Here is a 13768-nt window from a genome sequence, read left to right as displayed (position 1 = left end):
TCTACGGTCAGACGTCAACCCGTCAAAAGTCGGGTGCTCGAGGACTCTGTGTATAACGTTCATTTTCTGCCCCCACAGATGAACACAAACCTTGCCTCAGATTCGAAACAGAGTCTAGCTCACCTTGTGGCGAAGATCGGAAAATTACCTCTATTTAGTGCCAAACATCCGATCGCCCGCATCCCCTAGTCCGGGCATGATGTAACCGACATCATTCAACTTTTCATCCAATGCAGCTGTTACGATAGGAACGTCGGGATGCGCTGCCTTCATGGTTGCGACGCCCTCGGGTGCGGCGAGCAGACAGAGGAAGCGAATATTGGTCGCGCCCGCCTTCTTCAGCAGATCAATCGCGGCAACGGATGAATTGCCTGTAGCTAGCATCGGATCAACCGCAATGACCAATCGATCCTCTAGCGCATCGGGCGCTTTGAAATAATATTGTACGGGCTGAAGCGTCTCTTCATCGCGGTAAAGCCCCACGAAGCCAACCCGCGCAGACGGGATGAGTTCAAGCACACCATCGAGCAATCCGTTGCCCGCCCTCAGGATCGAAATGAGCGCGAGCTTTTTGCCATCCAGTGTCGGCGCATCCATTTCCATCATCGGCGTTTCGATACGCTTGGTCGTCATCGGCAATCCCCGCGTGACCTCATAAGCCAACAACTGGCTAATCTCACGTAACAATTGGCGGAAGACCGCGGTGGACGTGTCTTTCTCACGCATAAGCGTCAGTTTGTGTTGAATGAGTGGGTGATCAACGACGTTCAGATGTTGTTCAGTCATGGGTTAGGTCTCCAATTTGTTCAAAATGTTCTGACGGGTCGCCTCGTCACAAAACGCGGCATTCGCCGAGGCTTTGGCGATATCCGTGAACACCGCTGCGTCCCAGCCAAACGTATTTGCAAGGTTCAGGTATTCATCGCGCATCGTCGTGTGGAAAAACGGAGGATCATCAGTAGACACAGTTACTTTCACACCAGCGCGGCGCAACATGTCGATTGGGTGGCTCTTCCAATCGGGGTACGCGCCAAGCGCTACGTTCGAGCCGGGGCAAATTTCCAAAACGATGCCCTTTTCTGCCAGTTCATCAACGAGCGCGGGATCCTCTGCCGCGCGCACGCCGTGGCCAACACGCTCGACACCCAAATCCTGAATCGCCTCGCGCACTTCTTGCGGACCACGCCATTCACCCGCATGTGTCGTCAGGCGTAGGCCCGCTTCGCGCGCCATATCAAAACTATACTTGAAGTCGCGCTGCGCGCCGATGTTCTCATCCCCGCCCATGCCGAAGCCTGTGATAAAATCACCTACAGTTTCTGCAGCACACAGCGCAGCCGTCTTCGCTTGCTCCGGTCCTTCATGGCGAATGCAGGTCACAATACCGCGCGACACAATACCGAAATCGCGTTCTGCTTCATCTGCTGCTTCCACCATCGCGGCAAGATATTCGCGCCACGCGCTCACATCGCCGCCACCGCAAAAATCGGGACTGACAAAACTCTCCATATAGATGACGCCATTGCTGGCCGCCTCTTCCAGAATGGCCAAGCCCAACCGTTTGAAATCTTCTGGTGTCTGCAAAACCGTTGTCGCAGCCTCATAGACGCGCAAGAACGGCACGAACCCCTCGAATGCGTAAGAGCCGTCGCTGTTGAAGACTTTCGACAGATCGACCTTCTTTTCCTGCGCGAGGCCACGAATGAACGCGGGCGGCGCGGCGCCCTCATAATGCGTGTGCAATTCGACTTTTGGCAAATCGAGGATCGCCGCCAGCTCTTCGCTCATCTCGCTCATAGAAAACTCCTTCCGGCGCCGCGCTCGGCGATCCCCAGATGTTCAGCAATCGAGGCCGCAACATCGCTAAATCCACAAATGCCTATTTCGCCCGAACCCGCACCATGCACAAGGACTGGCACCTGCTCGCGGGTGTGATCGGTTCCGACCCAACTGGGATCGTTCCCATGATCTGCAGTCAGAATGAGCAAATCGCCTTTGCGCAAACGCGGCAAGAATTGACCAAGCCAAACGTCAAAGCGTTCAAGCGCGGCACCGTAGCCCGCGACATCGCGGCGATGGCCATAGTTGGTGTCGAACTCGACCAAGTTGGCAAAGACAAAATCACCCGCGTCCGCGCTTTCTGCCAAATCATTCAAAGCACTCATCAGATCAACATCCGCGCCCTTCACACTCGTATCAATCCCGCTCATCGAGAAGATATCACCAATCTTGCCAACGCCATGCACCTTGCCGCCCGCCGCTTGCACCCAATTTGTGAGCACAGGTTCAGGTGGCTTGATCGCGTAGTCCTTGCGGTACTGCGTGCGCTCGAAATCCGCGCGTTCAGTGCCTATGAAAGGTCGCGCAATCACGCGACCCACACGCATTTCATGCAACAGTGGCGCAACATCGGCGCACATTTGCATCAGGCGTTCGCGGCCAAACACTTCTTCATGCGCGGCAATCTGAAGAACGCTATCCGCAGAGGTGTAACAAATCGGCCAACCAGTTTTCAAATGTTCTTCGCCGAATTCATCAATCACCTTGATCCCATTGGAATGCGCATTGCACAGGATGCCATCGGTGCCAGCGGCCTTACAAAGTGCAGCGGTGATTTTATCAGGGAATGCAGGGACAGTTTCTGGAAAATAGGTCCATTCAAAGGGCACAGGCAAACCTGCGAGTTCCCAATGGCCAGAGGGCGTATCCTTGCCAATGGAGATCTCACGCACGACACCCCAACGCGCATTCGGTTCAGCCGCCAAACCGGGTGTTGCGATATCTGTTGATAAACGAATTGCTGCACCTAACCCCAGCGCATCCATATGCGGCACATTCAGGCCAACCCGCTCGATAATATGCCCCAGCGTGTTCGCACCTGTGTCTGGCAAATCACCATTAAAAAAGTCAGCGGCATCGGGCGCGCCACCGCATCCGGCACTGTCGAGAACGATTAAAAAGGCGCGTGCCATTAGCTGATCACCTCATGCACCAGATCTTGTTTTGCGGGCGGATTTGACGCGAGTGTTATTGCGCGCCGTATCGCCTTCGCTGCGCGATCTGCCTGGCCATCACGTGCGGCATGAATACGTGCCAAGGGTTGGCCTTTGACGATGAAGGCCCCGAGCGGCACGACATCCGACACGCCAACAGCGGGATCAATCAAATCACTTTCGACCTGCCGCCCGCCCCCTAATGCAACCACCACAAGTCCCAAGGCCTCACCGTCAATTGCGCTCACGTATCCGCCCTCAACCGAGGTTACTTCGCGAATGACAGGCGCTTCGGGCAAGTAGCGCTGCGGGTTGTCAACAAAGCCCAAAGGTCCGCCCATCGCAACAATCATCTTGCCAAACCGCTCGGCAGCCGCCCCGCTTACAATGACATTACTCAAGGCTTCGCGCGCTGCATCTTCGCTCGTGAACACACCGCCGCTGAACAGCAATTGCGCCCCAAGTGCGAGCGTAAGCTCATAGAGCGGACCGCGTTCTGATCCGCGCAAAACTTTCATCACTTCTGCGACTTCCAAGGCGTTGCCAAGCGCAGGCGCAAGTGGCGCATTCATGTTTGTAATCAGGGCCGTGGTCGGGCATCCCGCAAGGTTCGCAGTCTGCACCAAAGCCTGCGCCAGCGCGCGCGCCTCATCCGCGCTTTTCATGAACGCACCAGAGCCGACTTTCACGTCCAAGACCAATCCATCTAATCCCGCCGCCAACTTTTTTGACAAGATTGAAGCCGTGATCAGATCAAGGCTTTCCACCGTCGCCGTCACATCACGCACCGCATAAAGTCGCTTGTCCGCAGGCGCGATATCCGCGCTTGCGCTTACGATTGCACAGCCCGCTTGATCAACGATGCGCTTGAATTGCGCTTCATCAACGGACGTGGAAACCCCAGAGATACTCTCCATCTTATCAAGCGTGCCGCCCGTATGCCCAAGGCCACGACCCGAAATCATCGGCACATAGGCCCCGCACGCCGCTAATGCGGGCGCGAGAACCAGCGAAACGCAATCGCCTACGCCACCTGTTGAGTGCTTATCGAGCACTGGGCCATCTACATCCCAACTCAAAGTCTTACCGCTCGCCTGCATCGCAAGAGTCAGTGCCGCGCGTCCATCCTGACCTAAGCCTTGCAAACACACAGCCATGGCAAAGGCACCCGCTTGTGCATCGCTCACTGAATAATCCGCCAGACCTCGCGCGAACCACGTCAAAGCGTCTGGCTCAATCGTTTCACCGCGCCTGAGCGCTGCAATGATCGCACGCGCGTCCACTTAGGCACCGTCCATAAAACTGGCATCAAACGCGCCGGGCAGCAGCTCTGCCACAGTCATTTGTTTCTCGATTCCATCCGTCGTTGCGAGCGTCACGATCACGTCACCCTTCGCAAATTCCGCGATCTTCTGACGGCACCCACCACAGGGCGGCACAGGCGCAGGGCTCTGCGCGATCACATAGATTTCTGCGATCTCTCGCTCGCCCGCCGCGCACATCGCGGCGATTGCGCCCGCCTCTGCGCACGTGCCCTCGGGATAGGCGACATTTTCAACATTGCAGCCTTGGAACACCGTTCCAGCACCGGTGCGAATTGCGGCACCCACTTTGAAATTTGAATAAGGGGCATGGGCATTCTCTCGCACTGCGGAGGCTGCGGTTTTCAAGTTCATTTCGGATCTCCAACCCAAGTTTTGAACACTCCGGGCAAGGACACTTCAAGCAGTTCCAAATCTTCCGAAGCATCCGAATAACGCGTCATCATAGAGGGCGGCGTCACAAATGCGTCGCCCGCTTGGAGCTGATGGGGATCACGTCCTTCACCTTCCAGAGTCATCGTACCGTCCATGACGAACGTGAAGTGAATGTCGCTGTCATGCGCTGCCCATTTAGGCGCGCCACTGCCACGTTTCACCACATGAACCCCCGCCACATCGCGCGTATTTTGAGCGATAAAGGTATCTCGACTGACAAAACCGCTCAGACGGAAATCTCGCCACTCCGCTTCATCCGCTTTGTGGTGCACGAACTTTTGACCTTGGAATTCCCGCTCAGGGTTAAACGTTGCATTTGGCAGCGCCATTTCATGATCAATCGTCGTCACATGCTCTGCGGGCACGCCAATCTCGATCACTTCGATGTTGTCAGATGCAAACAGGACGCGGTGGCGAATTTCAGGGGGCTGGATCACGCAATTTCCCGCGTGCAGGCGGAACGGCTCGCCCTGATCTTCGTAGACCAGATCAACCCAACCACGATAACAGAAAATTAACTGAAACCCGACAGTGTGATGATGCACCATGTCCGGGACAGGACCGCCGTCAGGAATACGAATATGCGACGCAATGATAGAACCGCCCAGACGATCAGGGATCAAATCGCGGTAGTGCATACCAGCGCGCCCGACCACCCAAGGGGCCTGATCCGCAAGGCGACGCACAACAAAGGAATGCAGTGTTTGCGGCAAAACCAAAGGTTCATGCATTTCAGTGATCTCGACTTGCGTCCCACCGGGCGCAATTTGCGTGCCGATGCCACCCGTTTCATCGGGCATGGAGCAACGCAACCTCAGCTTTACTGGCGCAGCATCGCTCCCTTGATCCAGTCGCAAAGACACGCCATGACCCGAAAATACGGCGACCTGAGGATCATCAGCAGGATAGATCATATCCATCTGGAACCCGATTTCTTTAGTGAAAAACGCGATATCCGCACGAATATCACTCGTTGGGCCGCAAACTTCAGCTTTGATATCGCTCATCGTACTTCCTTTTGTGGGCGAGTCTGTCTCTCGCGCATCCCTTAGAGTGTCAACGCACCCACCTATTTGCAAGATATCAAGAAGACTGTATCAAACTCACTTAATGTTTCTCTTCAAAGCAACATAGTTTAACATCAAACTAACTCACGCGTGACGCAAGTAAGGGGCCAAAATGACCGATAACAAAGCTGATCTGGAAAAAGAAGCAGAGCTCGCCAAAGAAGCAGTACGCAAAGCGGCGCTTGATTATCACGAATTCCCAAAGCCCGGAAAACTCGAAATTCGCGCGACCAAGCCTTTGGCAAACGGCCGCGACCTAGCGCGCGCCTATTCCCCCGGTGTGGCCGAAGCCTGCATCGAAATCAGCAAAAATCCTGCAGATGCTTCTCGCTACACAGCGCGCGGAAATTTAGTCGCTGTGATCACCAATGGTACTGCTGTGTTGGGTCTTGGCAATATTGGCGCACTCGCGTCTAAACCCGTGATGGAGGGCAAAGCGGTCCTCTTCAAGCAATTCGCGGGCATTGATTGTTTTGACATCGAAGTCGATGAAAAGGATCCTGAAAAGCTCGCTGATATCGTCTGCGCGCTAGAGCCTACTTTCGGCGCAATCAACCTCGAAGACATCAAAGCGCCAGATTGCTTTATCGTTGAACAACTTTGTCGCGAGCGGATGAACATTCCCGTCTTTCACGACGACCAACACGGCACAGCCATCGTCGTTGGCGCAGCGGCGACCAACGCACTGCATGTCTCGGACAAGAGTTTTGAAGATATCAAGATTGTTTCAACAGGTGGTGGGGCGGCGGGGATTGCGTGCCTTAACATGCTGCTAAAACTTGGCGTGAAGCGCGAAAACGTCTGGCTTTGTGACATTCATGGTCTCGTTTATGAGGGCCGCGAAGTTGATATGAACCCGCAAAAAGCCGCCTTTGCGCAAAAGAGTGAACTACGCACGCTCGATGACGTGATTGACGGCGCTGATATGTTTTTGGGGCTCTCTGGCCCAAATGTTCTAAAGCCGGAAATGGTCGCCAAGATGACCAAGAAGCCGATCATTTTCGCCCTTGCAAACCCCAATCCGGAAATCGCCCCTGACGCCGCGCGCGGCGTGGCACCTGATGCGATCATCGCGACAGGGCGCAGCGATTTCCCCAATCAAGTCAACAATGTACTCTGTTTTCCCTTCATCTTTCGTGGTGCGCTCGACGTGGGCGCGACAGAGATCAACGATGAAATGCAACTCGCCTGTATCGCAGGAATTGCTGAACTTGCACGCGCCACCACCAGCGCTGAAGCAGCCGCCGCATACCAAGGCGAACAGCTCACATTTGGCGTTGATTATCTGATCCCTAAACCTTTTGATCCGCGCCTTTCTGCTGTGGTTTCGTCAGCCGTTGCAAAGGCCGCGATGGAAACAGGTGTCGCCACCAAACCCGTCGATGATCTTGACGCCTACCGCGCGCATTTGAATGCGTCGGTCTTCAAATCAGCGCTTTTGATGCGCCCTGTTTTCGAGGCTGCATCAAAACAAGCCCGCCGCATCGTCTTTGCCGAAGGGGAGGACGAGCGCGTGTTGCGCGCGGCTCAGGCAATCTTGGAAGAAACCACCGAAACGCCCATTCTGATTGGCCGTCCAGAAGTGATCATCGCGCGTTGCGAGCGCGCTGGCCTGACCATCCGCCCTGATCGCGACTTCAATATCGTGAACCCAGAGAACGATCCGCGCTATCGCGATTATTGGGAAACCTATCACGGCATCATGGCACGCCAAGGCGTCACACCTGATATTGCCCGCGCTGTGATGCGCACGAATACGACAGCAATTGCAGCCGTTATGGTCCACCGCGAAGAGGCCGACAGCATGATTTGTGGCACCTTTGGCGAGTATCGCTGGCATCTGAACTATGTGAACCAGGTTTTGGGCGATGATACGCATCACCCGCATGGCGCGCTATCCATGATGGTGCTTGAGGACGGCCCATTGTTCGTGGCCGACACCCACGTCTGGACCCAACCAACGCCCGAACAGATCGCGCAGACAGCGCTTGGAGCGGCACGTCACGCGCGGCGTTTTGGCCTGGAGCCAAAAGTCGCCTTCTGTTCGCAATCGCAATTTGGCACACAGGCCGATGGCCCCGGCAAACGACTTCGCGCAGCGATGGCTTTGCTTGACGAGATGGGTACAGACTTTGCTTACGAGGGTGAAATGAAGGTCGATGCCGCACTCGATGCTGACTTGCGCGACAAACTTCTACCGGGCGGCCGCCTGAAAGGCGCTGCAAACATCCTGATTTTCGGCACAGGTGATGCGGCGTCGGCAACGCGCAATGTGCTTAAGATGAAAGCCTCTGCGTTAGAAGTTGGCCCCCTACTGATGGGCATGGGCAATCGCGCGCATATTGTGACACCTGGTGTCACGGCACGCGGGCTGCTGAACATGGGGGTCATCGCGGGAACGCCTGTTTCCAACTACGGCTAGGGAAGTTTGCAAATTTGCAAAATCAGCGACCAGAACCGCTGTTATCGCTAAAACAGTTGGCTTTGCAAAAATCTGCAAGGCTTTGGTTGCGAATATTGCAAATAAAATGCGGCAATCCGTCCACCTCTTTGCCAAGACACTTGCTCTAAGTGCGCTGAGCGGACTAACTCCTTCGCAAAGCACGAAAAGGAGTATCCCATGGCCTATAAAGACGTCTACGCAAGCTGGCAAAAAGACCCCGAGGCCTTCTGGCTTGACGCAGCAAAGGCTATTGACTGGGATCAGGCTCCAAGCAAAGCGCTTACAGACAAAGGCGACGGGCTATACGAGTGGTTCGTCGATGCAAAGGTCAACACCTGCTATAACGCGGTCGACCGCCACGTCGAAAACGGGCGCGGCGATCAGATTGCAATCATCCATGACAGCCCAATCACGGGTTCCATCAGCAAAATCACATACGCAGAACTGCAAACGCGCGTCGCATCACTTGCTGGCGCCTTGCGTGCCAAGGGCGTCGAAAAAGGTGATCGCGTTATCATCTACATGCCGATGGTCCCTGAAGCGCTGGACGCGATGCTTGCATGCGCGCGCATCGGCGCGATCCATTCTGTTGTGTTTGGCGGATTTGCCGCGAACGAACTCGCGGTACGGATTGATGATGCGACACCCAAAGCGATTATCGCTGCGTCTTGCGGCTTAGAGCCGGGGCGCGTTGTGAAATACAAACCCCTGCTTGACGGTGCTATCGAACTCTCAACCCATAAACCTGATTTCTGTGTGATCTTGCAACGCGAGCAAGAGGTCGTTGAACTCGGCGCTCGCGATGTGGATTGGTATGGTTTCCAAGAGGGCGTTGCCCCTGCCGATTGTCTCCCTGTTGAGGGCAACCACCCCGCCTACATCCTATACACCTCTGGAACGACAGGCGCGCCAAAAGGCGTTGTGCGTCACACGGCAGGTCACCTCGTTTCACTAAATTGGACCATGAAGAACGTCTATAACGTTGATCCTGGGGACGTCTTTTGGGCGGCATCAGATGTGGGTTGGGTCGTTGGACACTCCTACATTTGTTACGCACCCCTCATTCACGGCAACACCACGATTGTGTTCGAAGGCAAACCCGTTGGCACGCCTGACGCTGGCACGTTCTGGCGCGTGATTTCAGAGCATAACGTCAAAAGTTTCTTCACAGCACCGACGGCCTTTCGCGCGGTAAAACGCGAGGACCCCAAAGGGGAGTTCGTCAAGCACTACGATTTGTCCTGTTTGAAGGTGGTTTACCTCGCCGGTGAACGCGCTGATCCCGACACGATTGAATGGGCGCAAAACCAGCTGAATGTGCCTGTTATTGACCATTGGTGGCAGACCGAAACAGGTTTTGCCATCGCTGCCAATCCTATGGGGATAGAACACATGCCCGTGAAACTTGGCAGCCCCTCCGTGCCGATGCCCGGCTATGATGTGCAAGTTCTCGATGAAGGCGGTCATCCGATGAAAGCAGGAGAGCTCGGCGCGATTGCCGTTAAGCTTCCTTTGCCACCCGGCACTTTACCGACGCTTTGGAACGCAGAAGATCGCTACCGCAAAAGCTATCTCACACAATTTCCGGGCTACTATGAAACCGGTGATGCGGGGATGATTGATGAAGACGGCTACCTCTACATCATGGCGCGTACGGATGACGTGATCAACGTGGCAGGTCACCGTTTGTCGACAGGCGGCATGGAAGAAGTGCTCGCCGCGCACCCTGATGTTGCCGAATGCGCAGTGATTGGTGTGACCGACCAGTTGAAAGGGCAGATGCCTGTCGGATTCTTGTGCTTGAATTCAGGCGCGGGGCGACAGGACGCCGATGTTGTCGCCGAATGTGTGAAGCTGGTGCGTGAGAAGATTGGCCCCGTCGCAGCGTTCAAGCTCGCGGTTGTTGTGGATCGTTTGCCCAAGACGCGTTCGGGCAAAATTTTGCGCGCAACCATGGTGAAGATCGCAGATAGTGAAGCATTCAAGCTACCCGCGACGATTGATGATCCCGCCATCCTCGACGAAATCAAGGTCGCGCTTCAAGGCATCGGTTATGCCAAGTGACGACACCAAATGGTGTCGACAGGTTTTGCGAGGGCTAAAGCCCTCGCGGTGCTCCAAGCCTAAAGGCGTGGAGTTTTAAGTTTAAAGGGAAAGATGAAGCATTCTTAAATCTTCCCCTTTTCATAAATATCCCGGGGAGTCCCAGCTTGCTGGGGGGGGCAGAGCCCCATAGCACCATAGTTTACACGAATTGCTCGCGGATAAGCCGCTCTTCAAGGCCGTGGCCCGGATCGAATAAAATTCGGTGCGCAATGCTAGGTTCAGAACGAATATCGACTTTGATCACGTCTTTGACCGACCGTCCGTCGGCATCTGCCATGACCGGACGTTTGTCAGGCTCAATGACTTCAAACCGCACACTCGCAGCTTTGGGCAGCAACGCGCCCCGCCAGCGACGCGGTCTGAACGCCGCCATTGCAGTGAGCGCCAACACATCAGCGCCAATCGGCAAAATTGGGCCATGCGCGGAGTAATTATATGCAGTAGAGCCAGCGGGCGTCGCAAGAAGCGCCCCATCGCAGACCAGTTCTTGCATCCTTAGACGACCATCAATGTGAATACGGAGCTTGGCAGCCTGTGGGCCGGCACGTAGCAAGGATACTTCGTTGGTTGCGAGCGCGCGGTGGGTTTTTCCATGTCGATCAAGCGCTTGCATGGACAGAGGGTTGATGACTTCCTCTTCCGCAGCCGACAGGCGTTCTTGCAAATCGCTTTCGCTGTATTCGTTCATCAGAAAGCCAATTGTGCCACGGTTCATACCATACACAGGCGCGGGCAAATCTTGCGAAGCATGCAAAACCGAGAGCATGAAACCATCGCCGCCCAACGCAACAATCACATCAGCCTTCTTTTGATCCACGTTGCCATAGCGCGTGACCAAAGCGCCGCGCGCCGCTTGTGCGGTGCCTGTATCGCTGGCCAAAAAGGCGATTTTTAAAGTCATGTCGCGTCCTACGTCACTGAACTAGATTTTAGACAAGCACATGTTCTGCACAACCACCAGTCATGGCGTAGAAATTCGTAACTGCGTCGCTTATGCCTCTTGAGCTTGAATAAATTTCCTATACGGCTACCTCGAAGAGATAATGTTAGTCTGCCGGAGCCCATCATGAGCAATTCCAACACCCCGTTTTTCACTCAAAGCCTGTCTGAGCGCGACCCAGAGATTTTCGGCTCCATCACAGCAGAGCTGGGCCGTCAGCGCAACGAGATCGAATTGATCGCATCTGAGAACATCGTCTCTGCCGCGGTCATGGAAGCGCAAGGTTCTGTGATGACCAACAAATATGCCGAAGGGTATCCCGGCCGACGCTATTACGGCGGTTGCCAGCACGTAGATGTCGCTGAAAACCTTGCGATCGAGCGTGCCAAGGAACTGTTCGGTTGCGGTTTCGCCAATGTGCAGCCGAACTCTGGCTCGCAAGCCAACCAAGGTGTGTTTCAGGCGCTTTTGCAGCCAGGCGATACGATTTTGGGCATGTCTCTGGACGCGGGTGGTCACCTTACGCATGGTGCAAAGCCGAACCAGTCGGGCAAGTGGTTCAACGCCATTCAATACGGTGTTCGCAAAGAAGACAATTTGCTCGATTACGATCAGGTAGAAGCGCTCGCGAAAGAGCATCAGCCGAAAATGATCATCGCAGGCGGTTCTGCAATTCCGCGTCAGATCGATTTCAAGCGCATGCGCGAGATTGCGGACATGGTTGGCGCATATTTGCACGTAGACATGGCGCACTTTGCGGGTCTCGTGGCCGCGGGCGAGCATCCCTCTCCCTTCCCGCATGCGCATGTCGCGACGACAACAACCCACAAAACCCTTCGCGGTCCGCGTGGTGGTATGATCGTTACCAACGACGAGGCACTCGCCAAAAAATTCAACTCCGCGATCTTCCCGGGGATCCAAGGTGGTCCTTTGATGCACGTCATCGCCGCCAAAGCCGTAGCATTTGGCGAAGCGCTTCAACCAGAGTTCAAAACCTACATCAAGCAGGTCATCGTCAATGCACAAGCACTGAGCGATCAGTTGATCAAAGGCGGTCTCGACACGGTCACACACGGCACCGACACCCATGTCGTGCTGGTCGATTTGCGCCCCAAAGGCGTTACCGGTAACATCGTCGACAAGGCCTTGGGGCGTGCGCATATCACCTGCAACAAGAACGGCGTGCCGTTTGATCCTGAAAAGCCGACAGTGACTTCCGGCATTCGTCTTGGCTCTCCTGCGGGCACGACGCGTGGATTTGGTGAACCCGAGTTCCGCCAGATTGCGGATTGGATCATCGAAGTCGTTGATGGCTTGGCCGCCAATGGCGAAGACGGCAACGCCGCTGTCGAGGCCAAGGTCAAAGGCGAAGTCGAAGCAATGTGCGCACGCTTCCCGATGTATCCGAACCTCTAAGTCAGGCCGACGATTAGAACCAAACAGATAGGGTGCGTGATCTCACGCACCCTTTTTTGTGCCCAAAGCGTTGCACATAAATCCCCGAGCATGTGAAATGGTGCGATGAAGCAAACGACCCAGACCATAGAGCGTCGCTTAGGCGATGCGATGCGTACTCGCCTGCCAAGACCAATCGCAGAGCTGGTGATGTTCACGTTCAAACAAGCTTGGGCCTGTCTCTTTGGTGCACTCATGCTTGCTGGGCTCATCGCTTCGGACCTGATCTGGCAAGAGACATGGACGATTGCGCGCTACGACGCATTGGTGATCTACGCGATCACGCTGCAAGCGCTGTTTCTCATTTTCAAGCTCGAAACCCTCGCCGAAGCACGCGTCATCTTGTTGTTCCACCTCACCGGTACCGCGATGGAAATTTTCAAAGTTAACGTGGGCAGCTGGGCCTATCCAGAACCTGCGATCCTCAAGCTTTGGGGCGTTCCGCTGTTTTCGGGCTTTATGTACGCATCAGTCGGGTCTTTCATCGCGCGCGTTATTCGCATTTTCGACATGCGTTTTGCCCCCTACCCGCCGCTGTGGATGAGCTTTGCGCTTGGCACAGCGATCTATCTTAACTTTTTCACGCATCACTACATTTGGGACCTGCGTTACGTGCTTTTCGCACTGACCATCATTCTCTTCATCCGCACCCGCGTCTGGTTCAAAATCGCTGAGACGGATTTTTGGATGCCCCTACCACTGGCCGCTTTGCTCACCAGTTTCTTTCTTTGGGTCGCTGAAAACGTAGGCACTGGAACAGGAACTTGGATTTATGCCGGCACCGATGCTTTAAGCCTCGTTAGCCTCGCAAAACTCGGGTCTTGGTATCTTTTGCTCTACGTCAGCTTCGTAACGGTCACGATTGTGATGCGCGACGCACTTATTCCCGAACCGCTCACAAAAGGCCGCGCCACGCCATAAGCGCGATCACCAAAACGAAAACGCCTATACCGCTGCTACCCCAAAACCCGAATTTTTTCATGGGTTATGACGCGGAAATTGTCTGA

General features: G+C 54.9%; 11 protein-coding genes. 4 read left to right on the top strand and 7 right to left on the bottom strand.

What is annotated here, in order from left to right:
• Positions 1-150: 150 nt before the first annotated feature.
• From upp to PFRI_RS20370, 6 genes are read right to left on the bottom strand one after another with little or no spacing between them, the layout of a single operon-like run.
• On the bottom strand, positions 151-786 hold the full coding sequence (gene upp / locus PFRI_RS20395) for a uracil phosphoribosyltransferase (protein ID WP_072632539.1): 636 nt from the start codon (positions 784-786) through the stop codon (positions 151-153).
• 3 nt (positions 787-789) lie between these two features.
• Positions 790-1797, bottom strand: a complete 1008-nt coding sequence (locus PFRI_RS20390; protein ID WP_072632538.1) for an adenosine deaminase — start codon at positions 1795-1797, stop codon at positions 790-792.
• Positions 1794-2972 (bottom strand): phosphopentomutase, encoded by a 1179-nt coding sequence (locus tag PFRI_RS20385; protein ID WP_072632537.1) that lies wholly within the window; start codon positions 2970-2972, stop codon positions 1794-1796. The genes PFRI_RS20390 and PFRI_RS20385 overlap by 4 nt, the downstream gene beginning before the upstream one ends.
• Positions 2972-4276, bottom strand: a complete 1305-nt coding sequence (locus PFRI_RS20380) for a thymidine phosphorylase (RefSeq protein ID WP_072632536.1) — start codon at positions 4274-4276, stop codon at positions 2972-2974. Before PFRI_RS20380 ends, PFRI_RS20385 begins: the two co-directional genes overlap by 1 nt.
• Positions 4277-4669 (bottom strand): cytidine deaminase, encoded by a 393-nt coding sequence (locus tag PFRI_RS20375; protein ID WP_072632535.1) that lies wholly within the window; start codon positions 4667-4669, stop codon positions 4277-4279. It abuts the gene before it with no gap.
• Entirely contained in the window at positions 4666-5757 is a 1092-nt protein-coding gene (locus PFRI_RS20370; RefSeq protein ID WP_072632534.1) for a cupin domain-containing protein, read from the bottom strand. Before PFRI_RS20370 ends, PFRI_RS20375 begins: the two co-directional genes overlap by 4 nt.
• A 172-nt stretch (positions 5758-5929) precedes the next feature.
• On the opposite strand from PFRI_RS20370, the gene PFRI_RS20365 reads away from it, so the two are divergent.
• Together PFRI_RS20365 and prpE are read left to right on the top strand one after the other, a co-directional pair.
• Positions 5930-8239 carry an NADP-dependent malic enzyme gene (locus PFRI_RS20365; RefSeq protein ID WP_072632533.1) on the top strand — a complete coding sequence of 770 codons (2310 nt, stop codon included), beginning with the start codon at positions 5930-5932 and terminating at the stop codon, positions 8237-8239.
• A 198-nt stretch (positions 8240-8437) separates the two neighbouring features.
• On the top strand, positions 8438-10324 hold the full coding sequence (gene prpE / locus PFRI_RS20360; protein WP_072632532.1) for a propionate-CoA ligase PrpE: 1887 nt from the start codon (positions 8438-8440) through the stop codon (positions 10322-10324).
• A gap of 181 nt (positions 10325-10505) precedes the next feature.
• Here the strand turns inward: prpE and PFRI_RS20355 are convergent, their stop codons facing one another.
• Positions 10506-11267 (bottom strand): NAD kinase, encoded by a 762-nt coding sequence (locus PFRI_RS20355; protein WP_072632531.1) that lies wholly within the window; start codon positions 11265-11267, stop codon positions 10506-10508.
• Positions 11268-11432: 165 nt separating this feature from the next.
• On the opposite strand from PFRI_RS20355, the gene glyA reads away from it, so the two are divergent.
• A complete protein-coding gene (gene glyA, locus PFRI_RS20350; protein WP_072632530.1) occupies positions 11433-12722 on the top strand; it encodes a serine hydroxymethyltransferase in 1290 nt (429 codons plus the stop codon).
• A gap of 105 nt (positions 12723-12827) precedes the next feature.
• Positions 12828-13682: a DUF817 domain-containing protein gene (locus PFRI_RS20345; protein WP_072632529.1), complete on the top strand. Its 855-nt coding sequence runs from the start codon at positions 12828-12830 to the stop codon at positions 13680-13682.
• Positions 13683-13768: the final 86 nt, after the last annotated feature.

The organism is Planktotalea frisia (genome assembly GCF_001890925.1).
Lineage (GTDB): Bacteria > Pseudomonadota > Alphaproteobacteria > Rhodobacterales > Rhodobacteraceae > Planktotalea > Planktotalea frisia.
This window is presented reverse-complemented; position numbering and strand designations above follow the sequence as displayed.